Raw genomic sequence first — 19,778 nt, 5'->3', positions numbered from 1 at the left:
TTCATTTTTCGTTCTTCCCTCTTCGTTCTTCGTTCTTCATCTTTCCCTTTTCCCATGCACCTCTCCCTCAACCAACTCTCCAAGTCCTACGGCGGCACCACTCTGGCAGTTCGCGGGGTCGATTTGCAGGTTCAGTCGGGCGAGTTTGTGTCGCTGCTGGGGCCGTCGGGCTGCGGCAAGACGACGATTTTGCGGATGATTGCGGGGTTTGAGAAACCAACCAGCGGCACAATCCTGCTAAACGGGCAGGATATCACGCGGATTCCGGCAAATCGGCGAGACATGGGCATGGTGTTTCAGTCCTACAGCCTGTTTCCCCACATGACGGCGGCGCAGAATGTTGCCTTTGGGCTGGGCCTGCGGAAAATGAACCGGGGAGAGCAGCAGCGGCGCGTGGAGGAAATGCTGGAACTGGTGGGGCTGGGCAGTATGGGCGATCGCTTTCCCCATCAGCTTTCGGGCGGACAGCAGCAGCGGGTGGCCCTGGCGCGGGCGCTGGCCATCTCGCCGCAGGTGTTGCTGCTCGACGAACCCCTGTCGGCGCTGGATGCCAAGGTGCGCGTGCAGCTCCGCAACGAAATTCGCCGGATTCAGCAGCAGTTGGGCATCACCACGCTGTTTGTCACCCATGACCAAGAAGAGGCGCTGTGTGTGAGCGATCGCGTCGTGGTCATGTCCCAAGGGAAAATTGAGCAACTGGGCACACCAGAGGAGATTTACCTTACCCCTAGCACTGCGTTTACCGCCTCCTTCATTGGCGCAATGAACCAGATCCCTGGCTTTTGGGTAGACGGCAAAGTCCGCATCGACACCCACCCCAACACCAGCCTGCCCGACGAGTTTTTGCAGACGCAGCCGACAAACCTGCCCGATGGCAGCCGAGTGGTGGTGCTGGTGCGTCCAGAGAGCATCGCCGCCCAGCCGCCAGAGCAAACCGCCCCGCCCAATACCAATCTGCTGAGCGGGTTGATTACAGGTCGAACCTTCCTTGGCTCAGCGGTGCGACTGTCGGTGCTGGTGGGCGAGTTTTATTTGAATGTGGATGTGCCGACAGGTCAGGCAGAAGCGTTTGCCGCTGGGCAACTGGTGCAGTTGAGCTTCCCGCCAGATCAGTGCCGCGTGCTGACGATCGAAGAAGCGCCTAAGCCTATTCAGCGTTCGGCGATTTTGAATGTTGAAGATCCGGTGCGCGATTAAAAACAGCATCGAGCAGCCGACCGGGTTCCTGTGTCGCTGGGCGAGCAAGTGGCTGGGCGAACAAAGGGCCAAAGCGTGTGCGCGGTTCGCCAAGACGAGAAAGCTGGAACCGCGAGAGTCAACGCTGAAGGTGGCAAATGATGGGAAGCTTCTGAAAGGCTTCAGCGTTGAAAGGTTTAACAGAGATTTAACATTAAGTCCACAGTTCGTCACATTAGGGGATGGTTTAGAGTTATTCTGGTACGCGAATTCTATGCGTTGAGCCAGGGGCTTTAGTTTATGAGTGAACGTTCGCAACCCGCCTCGTCGGAGGAAGCGCTTGCTGGTGTTGCCGATGCTCCCAATCCTGCACAGGCTGCGCCATCGGAGCCGCCGCCCAGCTATGTGAAACTGGCCATGCGGAACATGGTTCGCAAGCGGGGCACGTCGCTCAAGCATTTTGCTTTGACCACTGTGGGACTGTTGGGGCTGCTGGTGGGGCTGGCCTACCTAACGCGGTGAAGAGGCGATGATTCCAGAATTTCCGGGTCGAGCCGATATCCCAGAAGCCTCCGGAGTGGCGCGTTCGGCTGCTGAAGTATGGACTGGAGTCCCTGAAGCCCAGTCTGTTCAGGAAACCTCAGGGGAAATCTTACGGGAAATCTCAGTTGAGGTGGACGTGCAGGAGGAGGGGGCGATCGCCTCTCCCGTTCCCCAAGATACCTGGATCACCTGGTTCCAAACCTGGCTTACGGCACTCGCGCCCGATCTCTCTCCCATTGGCGCGTATGAGCTGAGTCTGCGGCTGACCACCGATGCCGAGATTCACCAGCTCAATGCTCAATACCGCCAGATCGATCGCCCAACAGATGTGCTGTCGTTTTCCGCAACGGAGTCTGGCGTGACGCTGCCTGCCGGACTGCTTGCCGAAGAACCCTTCCCTCTGGGCGACATCATCATCTCGCTGGATACCGCCGCTGCCCAGGCCCAACAGCGCCACCACACGCTGACCGAAGAACTAGCTTGGCTGGCGACCCACGGACTGCTGCACCTGCTGGGATGGGATCATCCCGACGAGGCCCACCTCCAAAAAATGTTGCAGCAACAAGTTAATCTGCTACAAACTGTTGCACTAGAGGTTCAGTATGATTAACCAGGGAGAGGTGTCTCTTGCCAACATGTCCATTGCCATTTGGAACTGGGCATCCTGATGATTGGCGAAGTCTGAATGATCGCTGTTGAATGATTTCTGAACGATTGACGGAGCGAGACGATGAGCGACCCGCAGGGCTATCGTCGCCGATCTAGCCTCTGCCGCCGCTTGAGCGCTTGTCTCGACACTAGTCCGATTTTTTATCTGACGTTACTCAGCGATCGCCTACTAGTCAATGCCTAGATTTCTGTCTTATCCCTATTCAAGTCGCAACGGTTCCTATGCCTCAGCCACTCTCCACCGAAAACTTTCAGGTTGTTCCACCGTCCCCCCCGATTCCCTTTCCTAGCAAGCCCAATCGGGAGTTGTCCTGGAAAGTGGCATCCAGCCTGTTTGTTAGCTTTCGATACGCCTGGGCGGGGCTGACCTACGCCTTTTTTACGCAGCGAAACTTTCGGATTCATCTCTTGGTGGGCACAATTGCCATTGGTCTGAGCCTCTGGCTCCAACTGAGCCGGGTTGAAATTGCGATTATCGGTCTCACGAGCGGGCTGGTGCTGACGATGGAACTGCTGAACACCGCGTTAGAGTCCGTCGTTGATCTCACCGTCAAGCAGACTTATCACGAACTCGCCAAAACCGCCAAAGACTGCGCCGCTGGGGCCGTGCTGATTTCGGCGATCGCCGCTCTGTTAGTCGCTGGTTCACTGCTGCTGCCCCCGCTGCTAGCGGTGCTAGGGCTGGTTTAACTGCACACGATCCCCACTTTCCAACCCTTCATTCCTCATGATCTTGGTCATCGACAACTACGACAGCTTTACCTATAACCTAGTGCAATATCTGGGGGAACTGGGGGAAGAACTGCCCGTCGCGGCCGATATCCGGGTCTATCGCAACGACGAGATTACGGTCGAAGAGATTCGGCAATTGCAGCCCGACGGCATCGTCATCTCGCCAGGGCCCGGTCGGCCGGAGGATGCGGGCATCTCGCCGCAGGTGATTGCAGAACTGGGGCCGGAACTGCCGCTGCTGGGCGTGTGCCTGGGGCATCAGGGGATTGGGCAGGTGTTTGGTGGCCAGGTGACTTCGGCAGCAGAGCTAATGCACGGCAAAACATCCGCCATCGAGCATACGGGCGTGGGCGTGTTTGAGGGCATCCCCAGCCCCATGACGGCGACGCGCTACCACAGCCTAGTGGTGGATCGGGAAACCTGCCCCGACGTGCTAGAAGTCACCGCCTGGGTGGAAGACGGCACGATTATGGGCGTGCGCCATCGAGAGTTTCCGCACCTCCAGGGCGTGCAGTTTCATCCCGAAAGCATTTTGACCGACCAAGGCAAACAGCTATTGCGAAACTTCTTGCGGCAGATTCCGTCCCGTCCAGCGGCCGTGGGCTAGGCGCGAGCCGCCAAGCTGTTCTGCCTGTTTCGTCGCCATCCAGTAGAGCCAGGCCTGGCCCAGCGGTTCCCGGTTCAGGTCATACACCGTTGCCAGCGATCGCTCGTATTCGTTTAGCAGCGGCGAGCCGTCGGGATCATAGCCTTCCAGTTCATCCAGCGCCGCCAGCACGCCAAAATCCGCAAAGGACAGCACATAGCCATAAACGGGATCTTCCCCAGGCGTGAGCGCCGGATATCCCATCGGCAAGTCATAGAGCGTGCCCAGGGCGATCGCCTCTACGCTGGCCACCACTTTGCCCTCACAGTAGCGCGGATAGAAATATTCGCCGGGTTTCAGCGTACCGTAGACAAAAACATGCAGCAGGTCGGGAGAAAGCATTTTGCAAGGAGAGATGCAGGGTTTATCTAGGGTTTATCTGGTTTATCTAGGGTTTATCTTTAGTCTCCCGCGTTTTGCCCAGGCGGATTAGCCAGCCAGAACTTTTGCATCAGAAGGGGTTCAAGCTCTGGGGGAAACGGACAATGGGCAGGCAGGGCAACATCAGGATAGTCGTCCTTCACCTGTCCAGCAGCATAGCGCCAAGACGCTTCAAAAATCTCGGTGAGATACCCCTTGAGGCTAGGCGAATCTTTGAGCAGCAGTTGGATTTCGCTGCGCTGTTCTTTGATCGGGTTTTCCCAACCCCGATAATCCTCTGGAGATTTAACATAAACCCGCTTCAGCAAATGACTCAACAGCACTCGCAGGCGGCTTTCTAGCTCGCGGCGATCGCGCTTGGCCAAGGCCTCAACCTCCTCAATCAAATGCTCCCAGTCCACAGTGCCAAACTCGCCTGCCCGCAGATGAGCCGCAGTTTCGTCTATCCAGAGGCAAAAATCTTGGTCATAGAGCGTAGCTTTCGCTGGAAACTCCGCCATACCCATCTCCCATCATGCAAACTTCTCCAAAATCCAACCCCTCTTCCCTCTTCCCTCTTCCCTCTTCCCTCTTCCCTCTTCACTCTCCAAACAACACCTTACCCTGACGAACCGTAGCCAACACGTCGGCCGGCGTGACGCGAGTAACGATACTGGCAGGAATGTGGCGACTAGCGCGGAGATGCGGTTGGGTAAAGTCCAGCACGACGAAATCCGCAGGAAGCCCCTGTTCTAGATAGCCGTAGGTGTCGCCGCCGAGGAGCGATCGCACGTTGGTCGTCACCATTTTTAGAATCGCTCTGGGATCAGGGCGGATGGCATCCCCATACTGGCTCTTGGCGACTTTATAGGTGAAATCCAGTTCGGCAAACAGATTGGGGCTGTTGAGCAGGCCGTTGTCCGTGCCCAGCAGCAGATTGGCGTTGCTTTCCAACAATTTAGCGATGGGCGGCAGCGGCAGCCCCAGGTTGGCATTGGCGCGGGGATTCAGGGCAATGTTGACACGGTGCTGGCTCATCAGGGCGATTTCGGCATCGTTGGCGACGGTGGCGTGGATCACCAGATGCGGCTGATACAGATCCAGCGCCCGCTCCAGGTCGCCGCGCCCCGTGACGGCCAGGCTCACCTCCCGATAGCCGTCGTTTTCCAGACAGTGGATCGCCCTCAGCTTGCCCTGGGCCTCGGTGATGTCGCGAATCTGCACCCAGGCGGCATCGGTGAGGTCGTTCATGGTGCTTTCGGAAAAGCCGTCGGCGATCGCCAGCACGGCCGCCAGTTCCGCCAAGGACTCCTCTGGCAACGCCGCCTGATTTTCCTGAAGTTGGGCGGCGGTGAAGGGCAACTCGTTAAACTGACCCAACACCACCGAGCGAACCCCCGTTTCTGCCGAGGCACGACGCAATAGCTCGCTGCCATACACGCCCTGCTCCCGAAAGTCGATGTGGCCAATTGTGCCCGTGCGGGCCATGTAGCGCAGATGGGCAGTGATGTGACCCAGGTGTTCGGCTGGGGTCTGTTTCGCCAGCTCGCGATATTTATAGCCGTGGGGACGAAAGAAGCCCTGCTCCAGCGTCATGCCCGTTGCGCCGTCGGGCAGGCAGGAGTCGCCCATGTGGGTGTGGCTATTGTAAAACGCGGGCACGATGACCTGCGTCCCCCGATCCAGGCTAAGGCAGGGGGGGCGCAGTTTCAGGCGGGTGATGGTGTCGGCGGAGACGGTGAGGCGATCGCACCAGTGCGGCTCTAGCTCTGGGCCATGCAGCACAACGCAGTCAGTGAATTCCAGCATCGGCAGCGAGTTGGGGTGGGATAGGACAGACGTGACGTGACATTCAATAGCGAGATGTGGCGATTCTAATCCCACGCGATGGAAAATTGTCGTAGAACATTCACAATTTGCTGATTACTGTCCAGTCCCCTTTCTAGTCTCACTAGCCCATTCTGCATGGGGCCCCCGCAGCCCCTCCGCCCCACCCCAAAATCCAAAATCCAAACCCCCCTCCCTAACCCCATTCACCTCTCCCTGCAACTCTCCGTGAGCTATTGCCTCAACCCGAACTGTGCCAATCCCCGCAATGTGGGCGATCGCCCCTTTTGCCAGAGTTGCGGGATGGAACTGGTGCTGGGCGATCGCTATCGGGCGCTGGAACCGCTGGGGGCGGGCGGGTTTGGGCGGACGTTTTTGGCAGTGGATGAATACCTGCCCTCGCGGCCACGCTGCGTCATCAAGCAGCTCTTTCCACCCAAGCCGGGAACCCGCCACACCGCCAAAGCGGAGGAATTGTTTCAGCGGGAGGCCGAGCGGCTCGACGAACTGGGGCAGCACCCGCAAATTCCCAAACTGCTGGCGCACTTTATTCATAACGGCTACCCGTATCTGATCCAGACCTATGTAGACGGGCATCCCCTGACGCGAGAACTGCTGCAAGCGGGCGCGTTTGACGAAGACCAGATCCGGCATCTGCTGCGGGGTCTGCTGCCCGTGGTGCAGTTTGTCCACGATCATCAGGTGATCCACCGCGACATTAAACCCGACAATATTATTCGCGATCGCCACACGGAAACGCTGACCCTAGTGGACTTTGGCGCATCGAAAATGACAACGGCTTCCAGCCTCAGCAAAACGGGGACAGTCATCGGCAGTGCGGGCTATTCTGCACCGGAACAAGTCGCAGGCAAAGCCACCTTCGCCAGCGACCTCTATAGCCTCGGAGTTACCTGCATTCACCTGATGACCGAGGTGCCGCCCATCGACTTGTACTGTTTTGTCGAAGGGCGCTGGCTGTGGCGCGACCACCTGATGCAATCCGTCAGCGATGACCTGGCTCTGGTGATCGACCGGATGATCGAGCCGACCATCAGCCGCCGATACGCCGCCGCCAGCGCCGTTTTGCACGATCTGGAACCCGCGCAGGTGTCTTTCGCCCTGCCCTATCGTCCGTCTGCGCCGATGAACCCCGCCGCTACGGTTCCGCCCCAGCGATCGCCCTGGCGCTGTATGCGGACGCTGTGTGAGCATAAACAGGCCGTGGCGGCGATCGCCCTCAACCCGCGCAATCAGCAGTTTGCCAGCGCCAGCTTTGACGGCTCGATTCGGCTGTGGGACGTGAAAACCGACAAATCTACCGGCATTCTGCTGGGGCATACGGAACCTGTGGTGTCGCTAGCGTTTAGCCCCGACGGGCAGCGGCTCATCAGCGGCAGCCTGGATGATACGCTGCGGGTGTGGAATCCGGAGAACGGCGAACTGCTGCGGACGCTAAACGACCCGTCGGATTCGATCGTGTCGCTGGCGGTAGCGGTCAGTCCCGATGGGCAAACGGTAGTCAGCGGCAGCGACCAACACACCATTCGGCTGTGGCACTTGGCGACGGGGCGGCTCGTCCGCACGCTAGAAGAACCCCGTGCAGTCACCTGTGTCGCCATCAGCCCCGACGGTCGCCTGCTGGCCAGCGGCAGCAGCGGCAATACGATTCGCCTGTGGAACCTGTACACGGGGGAACTTCTGAAAACGCTGGAAGGACACAGCCGCGATGTGAATGCGATCGCCTTTAGTGCAGATGGGTCGATCTTGGTCAGCGCCAGCAGCGACCACAGCATCCGCCTGTGGAACTTTGAGACGCGCAAGGTGCAGATGCTCAACGGACACCACGACTGGATCAAGGCGATCGCCCTCAGCCCCGACGGAACCCTCCTCGCCAGCGGCAGCAGCGACCACACGGTAAAGCTGTGGAGCCTGCCCGACGGCAAACTCTGCCACACGCTGGCGGGGCATACCCGCGAAGTGAATGCGATCGCCTTTACGACCGATAGCCAGATTTTGATTTCGGGAAGCCGCGATCGCACGATTAAGCTCTGGCGACGTTAGGATCTGCGATCCTTTGGACGCAGGTGTGTGATTGAGGCGACTGGCGAGCCAAACAGCCTTGGGGGATATCCCCCAAACCCCCTTTTGCATGGGACGAAGCGTCCCCCGCACCCCCTCCTAAGGGCTTGTCGGTGAGAGTGAAAGGTCGCTTCGCATTGCAGGGGTGATAAGGGCGATCGCGCAGCGTCTTCCTGAGAGAATCACGCAGCGTTCTTTTCGTAGGCTTTTCCAGTACACATCCGCCCAGAGCCGCCTGGCAATATGCCGACCGAATTGCAGACGGACAGAATGTTACCGGACACCGCCGATACCGAGGTCGGAGGGGGTTTGGGGGACGCGCTTCGTCCCCCAAGCAGGGGGTTTGGGGGAAGGCTTCCCCCAAGGATTGCTGGTTCGCCAGTCGCTTCAACCCATCCAACCATTAACCAAACGGGCAAAAACGGGCGATCGCCCTACTCATGCACCCAGGGTATGATTGTCGGAGTCCAGTTCACCAATTCCTCCGGCTTAAACCAGAGGCCGATTTCATACTCCGCCGTTTCTGGTGCGTCGGAACCGTGGATGATATTGCGGCCAATGTTTGCACCCAGATCGCCGCGAATCGTGCCCGGTTCGGCATTCAGCGGGTTGGTTGCGCCGATCAGCTTGCGGGCCGAGGCAATCACGCCGTCACCTTCCCACACCATCGCCACCACCGGGCCCGAAGTGATAAAGTCCACCAGACCTGCGAAAAAGGGGCGCTCCTTGTGAACCGCGTAGTGCTGCTCCGCCAGTTCGCGGCTGGGCTGCAAAAACTTCAGCCCCACCAGGGTAAAGCCTTTCGTCTCAAAGCGGCGGATGATTTCGCCGGCCAGCCCGCGCTGCACGCCGTCGGGTTTAATTGCGATAAAGGTGCGTTCCACAATAGTTACTCCAAATACTCCAAATAACTCCTAACTGCATTCCGAGCGGGGGGTTCCAATCAGGACATTCCAACTGGGAAATTCCAAGCAGGGAATTCCAGGTAGGGAATTCCAGGCAGAACCCTTGCAAGCCTTCTCTATGCTCAGAAAAAGATGGCCTTTTGTAAAGAGTCGGGGGCAATGGTCATCGGGGCTTCCTCTCAAAGCTTAATCGAAGCTTAACTAAAGCCTTGCGCGACAAAGGATACAGAGCTTTCTTAGGGAAATACGCTAGACTTAAGCTGAGCTTAAGAAATGCCGACCTGGATGGGGTGTCGTGCGTCGTGCGACACCCCAAACTGTTGGAAAAAACTGGAAAAACCTGGGACACTGCTTTTGCGGCTCACCGCTTGTGATTTAGCTCATGTTCTAGAGGAAAAACTTGATGGAAGTAAAACCCAAACTCTTTGCCAGCGATGTGGAAGAACCCGGAGGGGGAAAGCTCGCAGAAACGCCGCGAGACCGACGCATCACCAAGTTGCCGACTCCAGAGACGGGACGTGTGAAGTCGGGCTGGACGATTGAAGACAGCGAGGAACTGTACCGCATCAAGGGCTGGGGCGATCCGTATTTTTCGATCAACGCGGCAGGACACGTCACCGTCTCTCCGCAGGGCGATCGCGGCGGTTCGCTAGATCTATACGAATTAGTGCGAGCGCTGAAGCAGCGAAATTTGGGACTGCCGCTGCTGATTCGCTTTTCAGATATTTTGGAAGACCGGATTCAGCGGCTCAATGCTGCCTTTGCCAAGGCGATCGCCCGCTACAACTACCAAGGCGTTTATCGCGGCGTGTTTCCGGTGAAATGCAACCAACAGCGGCATCTGATCGAAGACCTGGTGCGTTTCGGCAAGCCCTACCAGTTTGGGCTAGAGGCGGGGTCAAAGCCAGAACTGATGATTGCCCTGGCGCTGCTCGACACGCCGGGGTCGCTGCTGATCTGCAACGGCTATAAAGATCAGGAATATATCGAAACGGCAATCCTGGCAAAGCAGTTGGGCAAGACGGTAATCGTCGTGCTGGAGCAGGTGGAAGAAGTAGACCTGGTGATTGCCGAGAGCCGCAAGCTGGGAATCATGCCGATTGTGGGCGTGCGGGCCAAGCTGAGCGCCAAGGGCATCGGGCGCTGGGGCGGATCGGCGGGCGATCGCGCTAAGTTCGGCCTCACCGTGCCTGAAATCATCCAAGCCGTAGAAAAGCTCCGCGCCGCCGACATGCTGAGTTGCTTGCAGCTATTGCACTATCACATCGGCTCCCAAATTCCTGCCATCAATGTAATCAAAGACGCAATTCGGGAAGCCAGCCAGATTTTTGTAGAACTGGCGCAACTGGGCGCGAATATGCGCTATCTGGACGTGGGCGGCGGACTGGGCGTAGACTACGACGGCTCCAAGACCAACTTCTACGCCTCCAAAAACTACAACATGCAGAACTACGCCTACGACGTGGTAGCAGAGGTGAAGGAAGCCTGCGAAGAACGCGACGTACCCATGCCCACGCTGATTAGCGAAAGCGGCCGGGCGATCGCCTCCCATCAGTCCGTTCTCGTGTTCGACGTGCTGGGCACCAGCGATGTCATCGCCGAGGAACCCGAACCCACCACCGACGACGACCATCTGATTCTGCGAAACCTCTACGAAACCTGGCAGTCCATCAGCGCCGACACGTATCAAGAGGCCTATCACGACGCGACCCAGTTCAAAGACGAAGCCATCAGCCTGTTTGGGTTTGGCTATCTCAGCCTGGTAGAGCGATCGCGGGCCGAGCGGCTCTACTGGGCCTGCTGCGCCAAGATTCTGGAAATCGCCCGCCAGCAGGACTATGTGCCCGACGATCTGGAAGACCTAGAAAAGATCATGGCATCGATCTACTACGTCAACCTGTCCGTCTTCCAATCCGCCCCCGATAGCTGGGCCATCGACCAGTTGTTCCCCATCATGCCGATCCACCGCCTCGACGAGGAACCCACCTGCCGGGGCACCCTGGCCGACCTCACCTGCGACAGCGACGGCAAAATTGACCAATTCATCGACCTGCGTGATGTCAAGTCGGTGCTGGAACTGCATCCCCTAGTCAGGGGGCAGGGATCAGACACGAATTCTGAACCCCAGACAACGGAGCCGTATTACTTGGGGCTATTTCTGGGGGGCGCGTATCAGGAAATCATGGGCAACCTGCACAACCTGTTTGGCGACACAAATACAGTACATATCCAGCTCACGCCCAAGGGCTACCAAATCGAACACGTCGTCAAGGGCGACACCATGACCGAGGTGCTAGGCTATGTGCAATACGACTCGGAAGACCTGATCGAGAGCATCCGCCGCCAGAGCGAAGCCGCCCTGCAAGAGCGACGCATCACCCTGCAAGAAGCGCAACTGCTATTGCAAAACTACGAGCGATCGCTCAGTCGGTATACATACCTGACCTCGTAGGGAAGAGGGAAAAGGGAAGAACGAAGAGCGAAGAACGAAGAGCGAAGAGGGTTCGTTTTTCGTTCTTCATTTTTCATTTTTCGTTCTTCATTTCTTCCGTCCCTCCCCCGCTGCCTCGATCTGCCGCGCCACGGTCCACGCGCTATAGCTTACGCCCGCTGTGCCCTCGCCGGGATGAGTCGAGTCGCCCACCAGCCACAGGCGAGGAATCGGCGTGCGGTTGGCAAAGCCGAAGGGGCCGAAGGTGGAGACGCGCTGGCCGATGCCGCCAACGATGCCGCGATCGCGCGCGGTGTAGTAGGCAAAGGTGCGGGGCGTGGCGGCTTCGGTATGCACTATCGTCTCAGGTGTCAGGTGGAAGAATTGCCCCAGGCGAGCGATCGCCATTTCGGTGTAGTGCTGCTTCAGCGCAGCGTAGCGGTCGTCGTCGCCTTGCCAGATGCGCGGGTCAGTAAAAGACGACGCAATCACCGTGGCGCAGCCGTCTGGGGCGCGGCCGTCGTCGGGATGGCTGACGGAAACAAACAGGGAATTATTCTCGGCGATGGGCCCGTCAAAGTCGTAGAGAAATTGCAGGTGCGGCGGGCAGTCAGCCGGAATCGCGTCCTGCTTGACCCCCAGATACACCACAAACGCGCCGGAGCCGTCGGGCAGCTTGTCTACGCGCTGGCGATAACCCCTGGGCGCGGCCTCGCCCAACAGTTTCACCAGATTTTGCACCGTTACGTTGGCGACGACGTGATCGGCGGGTTCTGTCCAGGTTTCGCCCGTTTTGGAGTTGCAAACACGCACGCCGACGGCGCAACCCTGTTCCGTGAGGATGCCGTCTACCGAGTGGCGCAGGTGCAGCGTCCCGCCGTCGCGTTCCAGGGCTTCCACCAGGCGATCGCTCAGGGCCTGCATACTGCCCTGGAGGTGAAACAAGCCCTGGGGCGATTGCGGCACCGCCAGCGCCGTGGCCGCGTAGAGCAGCGCCGTTTCCTCCGCGTCCACCTGGGAATAGAGCTTCAGCTGCAAGTCTAGAAACCGCCGCAGCCGATGATCCTGCCCCAGCCCATACCAGCGCAACACCTGCCCTACCGTAGAAAACGTATGCGGCAGCGTGGTCAGCGTTCCCGGCCGCACCGCCTGCACCAGTTGCCAAACATCCCACCCATTGCGCGGCGGCAGCACCGGATCTCGGCTCTGAAACGCCCAGCTTGCCTGAAACAAGTCCTTGAGCAATTGCCAGAAGGGTTCGCTTCCCGGAAACTGGCGCTGCCGCTCTTGCTGCCAGCGCTGCGGATCGCGCCACACGCGGATCGGCTCCGCTTCTCCTGGCAGATAGACGGCGCAGGCAGGGTCGCAGGGCGTGGCAGCGGGTGGCTCGATGCCCAATTCTGAGAAAATGCGGTGGTGAATGCCGCCCGGTTCTAGCCCGGCCACCTGGGTCGCGCCCACGTCGAAGGTAAAGCCGCGCCGCCGAAACGTAGAGGCACAGCCCCCTGGCGCGATCGCCTGCTCAAACACCCGCACCGCATAGCCCCGCCGCGCCAGCAGCGCCGCCGCCGTCAGCCCGCCAATGCCCGCCCCAACTACCACCACACGAGGAGCCATACGCCTTACTCCGGCTAGCGATCGCCAGCCCTGTGATATCTGCATTACATTTCTTAATAATTCTCATCTTAACGTTTAACTGGATAAGGGCGATCGCGCTATAAAAGTCAAGATTGTGTTCGATGTTCAGGTTAAGGTAAGGTTAATGATCATTTAAGGCAGATTTCTCAAGATTGCGATGGATATAGGCGACCTCGTGCGCCTGCGGCAACCGTTTAGCCCCGAGCCAAACAGCGAACGTACCTACAGCTATGGGATCATTGCCGGGATTGTTTGGTCGGAGGATGCATCGCCCCCGTCGTCCCCCGCAGAAATTGTGCTTTACCTGTACGATCTCGATACGCAGCAGATTTACGTCGATTCGGCTGGGCTACAGGCCATCTATGCCTTCCGTCCGGATGAGCTAGAGCTATTGTGAGATTTTGGATTTTGGGTTGGGACTTACGCAGTTGGACAATTTCTCGCAGGCTGCGCCTGCGAGAAATTGTCCAAAGCCCAAAGAGCTTATCGCAAGTGCATAAGTCCTGTGGGTTTTGGGTTTTGGATTTTGGATTTTGGGGTTTAGCTTGGAGCCTTTGCCGCCGCAAAATGGTCGATCAATCCCCAAGCTCAAAATCTAAAATTTCCTTGCCATCGGAGATCGCATCTACTACAATCGTCCATCAAGCTGTGAAAGATACCCTATCGACGCAGCGTCCCCGAAAAATTTGCCGCTAGTCGTTTACGGCGCTGGCAGGTGTTAGCCGCACCAACCAGCACCTGACCCATTGACAGAGTACGCTGTCTCAGGGCTTTGCTTATTTTAGCCGCCTTGAAATTCGCTCTATGTCTTTCGGGCGGCAGTTTTTCGGGGTTTCCTTCATTCCCATTTCAAGAGGAAACCCCAAATGCTTCAAATTCAATACTTTTCGGCGGCTTCCAACCCGGAGGCGGCCTCGGTTTCGCTCCCTGCTTCGCTGCCGCCGCTGCTGCCCCCACAGCCGAGCCGCCGCCGTCTGCGCCTTTACCTGGTCGGGTCTCCCGCCGACACCCAGCACGAGATCGACCGCCTGCATCTCCTGCACTATGCCGAGCGCTTTGAATGGAGCCGCGTGGTGCAGATTTCTGAGGGCGGCATTGTCCTGCATTCCGATGCGGGGGATGTGTTGCGCTATCTCCAGCGCGATCGCCCCCTGAATTAAAGCCATCGTCCCTTTGACTAGGACGAGGAAATTAAGGGAAGACTAGGAGAATCAGGAAAATCGGTCGCCTGCGGAGAAGACCCGCAACTGCTGCAGGCGATCGCCCCTCCGCTCTCTGCATCTACCCGCACCCACCTGCATGACTTTAGTTTGGACTAACTGGCATCACAATAATGCTCAACAGGATGCCATAAAGAATCTGCTCAACCGTTCATAACAGTTGAACTTAAGGAATTGGATACAATCCTGCTCGCAGTTAAGCTGCTGTTGCAACCGGACTGTTCAGGGATTGTTCGGATGTCTTGCGTTTCGAGGCTCGTTTTTTGACCATCGGATAGCAGGGACGAGGAGTTGGCTTGTGCCCCTTGCCTCGTCCTGGCGATTTACCACGAGGTTTAGGCGCAGGAGCAGGGGTGCCAATCGCTGCCAAAATGCCTGCAAACGCTTGTGCGACCCGACCCGGAGTCAACGTTTCTTGCGGTGCCTGCCAGGGCAAGGGGTGGTCAGTACAGTCCTTTCGCGCTAACCACAACTGCCAACTGAGCAACGGCATCAGGCTGCTCCACTGTTCGGTTGCCGATACAGAACTGAACTGGGGATGTGTCCAATATAGCCTCTGCTTGGCAAAGCGATACCAGTGTTCAATGGCAAAGCGACGGAGGTAGTGCAACCACAGGGTTTCTAACGGAGGCATCTGCTCACCCAGCCAAACTAACCACAAAGGAGCCAAGCGTCGCGTGCTGCTCTGTGTCTCCAGCACCTCCACGCGCAACACTTCCATTGCCCGTTTAGGGGATTTGCGGAAATGGTATGCACTCCAACGACTGACCCGCACTCGTCCCCAGTTGGGATCATCGACTTCAACGGTTTCGACCGGGACACTCCAAGTGTCAGGGTCATTGAGTTTCATCTTATGTCCATGCTTGGCAGGTGCGCCTCGCCCTCGATACGCTGGGGGCGCGCCATAGACACATCGATTGGATGTAACCCGCAGCAGCAAGTCTGCCTCAATCCCTGCCGTTTGGTTGACAAAACTGGCATTGCCGTACCCTCGGTCGTAGATCGCCAACGGACGCACCGCTAACTGCCGAGTCACTTGTTTGAGTTGGAATGCCGCTTTACTGGCGGGTGTTTCAAAGCTGGTGATGCGCTCATGCCGCAATGGTAATGCCCAACTGCCCCTGTCTTCAGCAATCCAGGCTAAGGTACTGTAGTTTTGTCCGGCTATCGGGGCATGTCCTGTTCTGCCTGATAAGGTGCGGTCTTTCAAACGCCTGGCAGCAGGACGGTTCCACCGACTCGCATCACCTGCCAACAACGGTTGCTGCTGAGTCGGTATCTGCTGCACCAACAGCTTCAGCACCTTTGATCGGGGTAGGCGGCTATCGCGCAACGCTTCATAGGGGCTCGACCACTGGCGACGAAAGACAGGACTCTGCGATAGCCTCACAAACGACACGATGCACGCACTCACTAACACGGCATCCATCAGATCAAACAGGGCATCTCTGGCGTTTCCCAAGCTGGCATACAACGTTTGGCGAAATTGCTGAAGTTCGTTGAAAATCATGGGGTCAATGTTGGTTGTACTTCATTGACCTTACGGCAGTCGGTGCTTCTCATTGACTGCCTTCCTCTTCACCATTAGTCCAAACTAAAGTGCATGACCTACAGCCTACGGATCGCCGACCTGCCGCAAAGCGAACGTCCCCGCGAGCGGCTGCTAGCCTATGGAGCGAAGCAACTTTCCGCCCCGGAGCTACTTGCCATCCTGCTGGGAACCGGCCAGGGGCCGGGCAAACTGTCGGCCGTGGGCCTGGGCAATCTGATTCTAAAAACCCTGGAAGAGAGCCACGGCAACGGACTGGCCGCCTTGCAGCATGTTGCGCCTCAGGAGTTGATGCAGATCAACGGAGTCGGCGAAGCAAAGGCAACGACCATTTTGGCGGCGATCGAACTGGGCAAGCGGGTGTTTCAGTCCCGACCGGGCGATCGCACCATCGTAGACGACCCCGCCGTGGCGGCCGCCGTCCTCAGCCAGGACCTCATGTGGCAACCCCAAGAGCGCTTTGCCGTCGTGCTGCTGGATATCAAGCACCGCCTGCTGGGAACCCAACTGATCAGCATTGGCACGGCCACAGAAACCCTCGCCCATCCCCGCGAAATCTTCCGCGAAGTGATTCGCCGGGGCGCAACCCGCGCCATCATCGCCCACAACCATCCATCGGGAAACCTGGAACCCAGCCCAGAAGACATCGCCCTCACCCGCCAACTGCTGCAAGGCGCACAGGTCTTGGGCATCCCGCTGCTGGATCATCTAATCTTAGGCAATGGCGACTTCATCAGCCTGCGCCAAACCACACAGCTTTGGAGCGAAACGCCCCAGGAAGTCTAGCGCCATCCCAACCGTGAATGGAGGCCTCCCCGATGACCCTCGCATCCAACGAACCCAAAAACGAACCCAAAAACGAACCCAAAGCGGAATCCGGTCTATCGATCCAGCCCGCCTCTGAACCCAAGGTCTGGACCGATGCAGAATTTATGGCGCTGCCGCAGGACGGCCACCGCTACGAACTGGTGAACGGAGAACTCATTGATATGGGCAACTCAGGAATGGAACATGGCGAAATTGGCAGCTTTTTGGGAGGTAGCCTATCGCTGTATGTTCGCACGCACAAATTGGGCCGAGTTTGTGACTCTAGCACCGCCTTTGCGATGAAAAACGGCAATCGGCGATCGCCCGATGTGTCCTTCGTGGCTAAAGATCGGCTGCAAGGGCTGCGGCGGCTGCCCAAGGGCTTCTTTCAGGGTGCGCCAGATCTGGCAGTGGAAGTCTTGTCGCCCAGCAACACGGTCGAAGAAATTCACGAAAAAATCGTCGAATATTTTGAAAACGAAACTCGCCTAGTATGGGTGATTCACCCGGATGAGCAGTACGTGCTGGTCTACCACAGCCCCAGCCCCGATCGCCTGCTGCGGCTCCAAGACTCGCTGGAGGGCGAATCGGTTGTGCCGGGGTTTTCCCTCGCGGTCGCGGAACTGTTTGAGGAGCTAGACTTCTGATCGGTCGCTTTTTTGCAGCCACGCTCTCAGCGCCATCTGAAACGCCTGGAGCGCCGCAGGCGTGCCGACTGTCCACACCTGCGCCACAGCCTCTAGAATCATCTGCTTAACTGGAAGCTCAGGAAACGTTGGGCTATATTCAGATTCCACATAATGCCCATCATGCAGGATGTAAAAGGTCAGGTTTCCATTGGCATAAACCCACAGTTCTGGAACGGCGATCGCCTCATAAGCCGCTAGCGTCATCACGGAAGTTATATCTGTCACGTAATGCACATATTCAATTGCCAAATCGGGCGGCGGATCGCCCGGTTGCAGCCGCCGCCGACCCCGCATTTGCGGCGCGTGCTGAATGTAAAAACAAGCATCTGGCTCAACCCCAGCGATGCCTTCTCGTTTGAATGTCGTTGACCCAAAGGGTTCGTAATCCTGCCCAGTCGCGCTCAGCAGTTGCTTGACCAGATCTGAGATTAGCTCGGTTGGTCGTTCATGTTCGGGCAAAGGAACCATAATCTCCAGCGTGCCATTGCTGTAGGCAATTCGGGCAGCCCGCCGTGTGCCTAGCTCTTCCAAAAGACATTCAAACTCTTCCCAGGACAGGCCAGAAATGCTGACTACACTGCCCGGTGCCAGGTGCATTTGGCTAATTGGCTTGGCAACTGGCACTGTCACCATAAAAGGCTCTCTCAAGGCGAGTTGGGGGCTTGCAGCAGAAACTAGGGCAACGCTTATATCCAACTTTAAACCAAGGGATGTGCAACTTTGCCGATCCCCCTCACCCTAAATCCTTCTCCCAGAGCGGGAGAGAGACTTCAAGCCTTTCTTGCTCCCCTTCTCCCGACTTGGGAGAAGGCTAGTGAGCAATACGGCAATATATTTCCCAAAGCGTCTTTCTTGCTCCCCTTCTCCCGACTTGGGAGAAGGGGTTGGGGGATGAGGGCAGATTGAAAGTTGCACATCGCGCTTTAGAACAGAACATCTAGACCAGTGCCTTGAGCAGCGCTTGCAGCTTTAGCTTAACTTCAGCCAGTTCGCGGGCAGGGTCCGATCCGGCGACGATGCCTGCACCTGCATACAGCCGAGCGCGATCGCCCTCTAGCAAGGCCGAACGGATGCCGACGATAAATTCCGCATTGCCCGCCGCATCGACCCAGCCCAGGGGTGCGGCGTAGAGCGATCGCCCAAAGCCCTCAGAACGGCGAATTTCCTCACAGGCGATATCGCGGGGCAGCCCAGCCACGGCGGGCGTGGGGTGCAGCGCGTCCACCAGTTCCAGCGGGTGCAGTCGGGCAGGCAGGTGGGCATGAATGGGCGTGTGCAAATGCTGAATATTCGACAAGCGCAGCAGGTCGGGGGCGGCGGGCATCTGGGGGGATAGCCCAAGACAGAGCAGGCGATCGCGCAAAAAGTCCACCACCACCTGATGTTCGTGCCGCTCTTTGGGCGTGTTCAGCAGGGTGTATCCCAGCCTCGCATCTTCGTCTGCTGTGCGGCCTCGCGGCGCAGACCCCGCCAGCGCATCAGTCGTGAGGCGCTGATTCCGCACACTGACCAGTCGTTCGGGGCTGGCTCCGATAAAGGTCTTGCTGCCGCCCTGGTTCACCGAAAAGATATAGCAATCGGGATAAAGCTGCCGCAGATGATGCAGGGAAAAAAGCCAGTCGAATGGACGGCGAGAAATCACGTCAACCGCGTGAGACAGCACCAGTTTTTGCAGGCGATTTTGATGAATCGAGCGGAGTGCTTTTTCAACCGTTTTTTGGAAATCATTAATTTCTAAAAATTCCCAGGATGGGGGGGCGATCGCCTCACTGCCCGCAAAGTTTAATAAGGAATAGTTTGCCTGCTGAATTTTTTGAAACTTGCGCCAGAGTGCATCGGTTAGCATGGTCACATTAGTATCAGCATCCAGCGCTATATTTGCGGTTGCCAAACAGCGATCTGGCTGGCGCAAAATCTGCCACTCTGGCAGCAAGATCATGGCAGAGGCAAATGGTGAATGAAGTGATCTAGGCTCATCAAAAAAGGTGTAACTACAAAAACAGCGAAGATCCGCTGGGGAAGTGATGCCCATTGGCGCAGTTTCCACCCCATGAGTTGCCATGAAACGAGGCATCCCAATTAAGCTGTGCTTGAGAAATTGCTGAGTTCTTAAAAAGCGGCGATCGCCCCCCGTGCTGAGCGACAAAGTTTTCCCGAAAGCCGCTACGGCCTCGCCTTCGTAGGGTTTTTCAAAGTAGAAATGGGGCTGATCAGAGAGATTAAATTGATGTAGAGCCAGCAGTGGATCAACCGCCTCAATCTCCTGAGAAATGCTGACCCAATTGCAACCAGATTGATGCTCAGAATCTAGGACTTGTTTGATATGCTTCTGGCATTGGAAAAGGAGTTTATATAAACTTTTGCAATCTTGAACAGGTTCAATCGGTCGGGGTGCGACTGGCATGAGTCAATGGTAAAACGGTTCGATAAAGGTGAGCAGTAAAACAGCAATGGCGGGCGCAGCCTGTCTACTACAGGTAACATACTTGGGCAAAGTCTAGCCACCG

The 19,778-nt window shown here is 57.4% G+C and carries 20 protein-coding genes; 12 read left to right on the top strand and 8 right to left on the bottom strand.

The window, feature by feature from the left end:
* The first annotated feature begins 54 nt into the window (after positions 1 to 54).
* From JTM80_RS03120 to JTM80_RS03100, 6 genes are all read left to right on the top strand, one after another.
* Positions 55 to 1,197, top strand: coding sequence for an ABC transporter ATP-binding protein (locus JTM80_RS03120; protein WP_172354120.1), 1,143 nt, complete (start codon positions 55 to 57; stop codon positions 1,195 to 1,197).
* Between the two features lie 279 nt (positions 1,198 to 1,476).
* Positions 1,477 to 1,698, top strand: a complete 222-nt coding sequence (locus tag JTM80_RS03115; RefSeq protein ID WP_172354119.1) for a DUF3285 domain-containing protein — start codon at positions 1,477 to 1,479, stop codon at positions 1,696 to 1,698.
* A 7-nt stretch (positions 1,699 to 1,705) separates the two neighbouring features.
* A complete protein-coding gene (gene ybeY, locus JTM80_RS03110) occupies positions 1,706 to 2,329 on the top strand; it encodes an rRNA maturation RNase YbeY (RefSeq protein WP_172354118.1) in 624 nt (207 codons plus the stop codon).
* A 120-nt stretch (positions 2,330 to 2,449) separates the two neighbouring features.
* Positions 2,450 to 2,572 carry a hypothetical protein gene (locus JTM80_RS22925; protein ID WP_255548865.1) on the top strand — a complete coding sequence of 41 codons (123 nt, stop codon included), beginning with the start codon at positions 2,450 to 2,452 and terminating at the stop codon, positions 2,570 to 2,572.
* Between the two features lie 38 nt (positions 2,573 to 2,610).
* On the top strand, positions 2,611 to 3,078 hold the full coding sequence (locus tag JTM80_RS03105) for a diacylglycerol kinase family protein (RefSeq protein WP_172354117.1): 468 nt from the start codon (positions 2,611 to 2,613) through the stop codon (positions 3,076 to 3,078).
* A gap of 37 nt (positions 3,079 to 3,115) precedes the next feature.
* On the top strand, positions 3,116 to 3,727 hold the full coding sequence (locus JTM80_RS03100; RefSeq protein ID WP_172354116.1) for an aminodeoxychorismate/anthranilate synthase component II: 612 nt from the start codon (positions 3,116 to 3,118) through the stop codon (positions 3,725 to 3,727).
* Here the strand turns inward: JTM80_RS03100 and JTM80_RS03095 are convergent.
* The 3 genes from JTM80_RS03095 to JTM80_RS03085 form a co-directional block, all read right to left on the bottom strand.
* Positions 3,674 to 4,108 (bottom strand): gamma-glutamylcyclotransferase, encoded by a 435-nt coding sequence (locus JTM80_RS03095; protein ID WP_172354115.1) that lies wholly within the window; start codon positions 4,106 to 4,108, stop codon positions 3,674 to 3,676. The two genes, JTM80_RS03100 and JTM80_RS03095, sit on opposite strands and share 54 nt — an antisense overlap.
* A gap of 59 nt (positions 4,109 to 4,167) precedes the next feature.
* Positions 4,168 to 4,647, bottom strand: coding sequence for a DUF29 domain-containing protein (locus JTM80_RS03090; RefSeq protein ID WP_172354114.1), 480 nt, complete (start codon positions 4,645 to 4,647; stop codon positions 4,168 to 4,170).
* A gap of 79 nt (positions 4,648 to 4,726) precedes the next feature.
* A complete protein-coding gene (locus tag JTM80_RS03085) occupies positions 4,727 to 6,010 on the bottom strand; it encodes an amidohydrolase family protein (protein ID WP_205370573.1) in 1,284 nt (427 codons plus the stop codon).
* A gap of 171 nt (positions 6,011 to 6,181) precedes the next feature.
* On the opposite strand from JTM80_RS03085, the gene JTM80_RS03080 reads away from it, so the two are divergent.
* On the top strand, positions 6,182 to 8,014 hold the full coding sequence (locus JTM80_RS03080; protein WP_205370571.1) for a serine/threonine-protein kinase: 1,833 nt from the start codon (positions 6,182 to 6,184) through the stop codon (positions 8,012 to 8,014).
* Positions 8,015 to 8,466: 452 nt separating this feature from the next.
* On the opposite strand, the gene ndk is transcribed toward JTM80_RS03080, so the two are convergent.
* Complete coding sequence (gene ndk, locus JTM80_RS03075) at positions 8,467 to 8,916, bottom strand: nucleoside-diphosphate kinase (RefSeq protein ID WP_225906747.1); 450 nt, start codon at positions 8,914 to 8,916, stop codon at positions 8,467 to 8,469.
* Positions 8,917 to 9,340: 424 nt separating this feature from the next.
* Between ndk and speA the strand changes: the two genes are divergently transcribed.
* A complete protein-coding gene (speA, locus tag JTM80_RS03070; RefSeq protein WP_172354110.1) occupies positions 9,341 to 11,389 on the top strand; it encodes a biosynthetic arginine decarboxylase in 2,049 nt (682 codons plus the stop codon).
* Between the two features lie 87 nt (positions 11,390 to 11,476).
* Here the strand turns inward: speA and crtD are convergent, their stop codons facing one another.
* Complete coding sequence (crtD, locus tag JTM80_RS03065) at positions 11,477 to 13,030, bottom strand: C-3',4' desaturase CrtD (RefSeq protein WP_225906746.1); 1,554 nt, start codon at positions 13,028 to 13,030, stop codon at positions 11,477 to 11,479.
* A gap of 133 nt (positions 13,031 to 13,163) precedes the next feature.
* On the opposite strand from crtD, the gene JTM80_RS03060 reads away from it, so the two are divergent.
* Together JTM80_RS03060 and JTM80_RS03055 are read left to right on the top strand one after the other, a co-directional pair.
* Complete coding sequence (locus tag JTM80_RS03060; RefSeq protein WP_172354109.1) at positions 13,164 to 13,403, top strand: hypothetical protein; 240 nt, start codon at positions 13,164 to 13,166, stop codon at positions 13,401 to 13,403.
* 469 nt (positions 13,404 to 13,872) lie between these two features.
* On the top strand, positions 13,873 to 14,166 hold the full coding sequence (locus JTM80_RS03055) for a hypothetical protein (protein WP_225906745.1): 294 nt from the start codon (positions 13,873 to 13,875) through the stop codon (positions 14,164 to 14,166).
* A 256-nt stretch (positions 14,167 to 14,422) separates the two neighbouring features.
* On the opposite strand, the gene JTM80_RS03050 is transcribed toward JTM80_RS03055, so the two are convergent.
* Positions 14,423 to 15,736 carry an NF041680 family putative transposase gene (locus JTM80_RS03050; protein WP_205369514.1) on the bottom strand — a complete coding sequence of 438 codons (1,314 nt, stop codon included), beginning with the start codon at positions 15,734 to 15,736 and terminating at the stop codon, positions 14,423 to 14,425.
* 93 nt (positions 15,737 to 15,829) lie between these two features.
* On the opposite strand from JTM80_RS03050, the gene radC reads away from it, so the two are divergent.
* Both radC and JTM80_RS03040 read left to right on the top strand, forming a co-directional pair.
* Positions 15,830 to 16,561, top strand: coding sequence for a DNA repair protein RadC (radC, locus tag JTM80_RS03045; protein ID WP_172354108.1), 732 nt, complete (start codon positions 15,830 to 15,832; stop codon positions 16,559 to 16,561).
* A gap of 146 nt (positions 16,562 to 16,707) precedes the next feature.
* Complete coding sequence (locus tag JTM80_RS03040) at positions 16,708 to 17,229, top strand: Uma2 family endonuclease (protein ID WP_225906924.1); 522 nt, start codon at positions 16,708 to 16,710, stop codon at positions 17,227 to 17,229.
* On the opposite strand, the gene JTM80_RS03035 is transcribed toward JTM80_RS03040, so the two are convergent.
* Both JTM80_RS03035 and JTM80_RS03030 read right to left on the bottom strand, forming a co-directional pair.
* Entirely contained in the window at positions 17,218 to 17,904 is a 687-nt protein-coding gene (locus JTM80_RS03035; RefSeq protein WP_172354106.1) for a Uma2 family endonuclease, read from the bottom strand. The genes JTM80_RS03040 and JTM80_RS03035 overlap by 12 nt on opposite strands.
* 304 nt (positions 17,905 to 18,208) lie before the next feature.
* On the bottom strand, positions 18,209 to 19,303 hold the full coding sequence (locus JTM80_RS03030; RefSeq protein ID WP_225906923.1) for an isochorismate synthase MenF: 1,095 nt from the start codon (positions 19,301 to 19,303) through the stop codon (positions 18,209 to 18,211).
* Between the last annotated feature and the right edge of the window lie 475 nt (positions 19,304 to 19,778).

This window comes from Thermoleptolyngbya sp. PKUAC-SCTB121, from assembly GCF_016919485.1.
GTDB lineage: Bacteria > Cyanobacteriota > Cyanobacteriia > Elainellales > Elainellaceae > Thermoleptolyngbya > Thermoleptolyngbya sichuanensis.
Note: the sequence above shows the minus strand (reverse complement) of the source record. Positions and strands in the feature narration are given on the sequence as shown.

Bases quoted from the DNA above. Each gene is read 5' to 3' on its own strand.
- JTM80_RS03120 (WP_172354120.1), top strand. From the start codon at position 55: ATGCACCTCTCCCTCAACCAACTCTCCAAGTCCTACGGCGGCACCACT.
- JTM80_RS03115 (WP_172354119.1), top strand. From the start codon at position 1,477: ATGAGTGAACGTTCGCAACCCGCCTCGTCGGAGGAAGCGCTTGCTGGT.
- ybeY (WP_172354118.1), top strand. From the start codon at position 1,706: ATGATTCCAGAATTTCCGGGTCGAGCCGATATCCCAGAAGCCTCCGGA.
- JTM80_RS22925 (WP_255548865.1), top strand. From the start codon at position 2,450: ATGAGCGACCCGCAGGGCTATCGTCGCCGATCTAGCCTCTGCCGCCGC.
- JTM80_RS03105 (WP_172354117.1), top strand. From the start codon at position 2,611: ATGCCTCAGCCACTCTCCACCGAAAACTTTCAGGTTGTTCCACCGTCC.
- JTM80_RS03100 (WP_172354116.1), top strand. From the start codon at position 3,116: ATGATCTTGGTCATCGACAACTACGACAGCTTTACCTATAACCTAGTG.
- JTM80_RS03095 (WP_172354115.1), bottom strand. From the start codon at position 4,108: ATGCTTTCTCCCGACCTGCTGCATGTTTTTGTCTACGGTACGCTGAAA.
- JTM80_RS03090 (WP_172354114.1), bottom strand. From the start codon at position 4,647: ATGGCGGAGTTTCCAGCGAAAGCTACGCTCTATGACCAAGATTTTTGC.
- speA (WP_172354110.1), top strand. From the start codon at position 9,341: ATGGAAGTAAAACCCAAACTCTTTGCCAGCGATGTGGAAGAACCCGGA.
- crtD (WP_225906746.1), bottom strand. From the start codon at position 13,030: ATGCAGATATCACAGGGCTGGCGATCGCTAGCCGGAGTAAGGCGTATG.
- JTM80_RS03060 (WP_172354109.1), top strand. From the start codon at position 13,164: ATGGATATAGGCGACCTCGTGCGCCTGCGGCAACCGTTTAGCCCCGAG.
- JTM80_RS03055 (WP_225906745.1), top strand. From the start codon at position 13,873: ATGCTTCAAATTCAATACTTTTCGGCGGCTTCCAACCCGGAGGCGGCC.
- JTM80_RS03050 (WP_205369514.1), bottom strand. From the start codon at position 15,736: ATGATTTTCAACGAACTTCAGCAATTTCGCCAAACGTTGTATGCCAGC.
- radC (WP_172354108.1), top strand. From the start codon at position 15,830: ATGACCTACAGCCTACGGATCGCCGACCTGCCGCAAAGCGAACGTCCC.
- JTM80_RS03040 (WP_225906924.1), top strand. From the start codon at position 16,708: ATGGCGCTGCCGCAGGACGGCCACCGCTACGAACTGGTGAACGGAGAA.
- JTM80_RS03035 (WP_172354106.1), bottom strand. From the start codon at position 17,904: ATGGTGACAGTGCCAGTTGCCAAGCCAATTAGCCAAATGCACCTGGCA.
- JTM80_RS03030 (WP_225906923.1), bottom strand. From the start codon at position 19,303: ATGGGCATCACTTCCCCAGCGGATCTTCGCTGTTTTTGTAGTTACACC.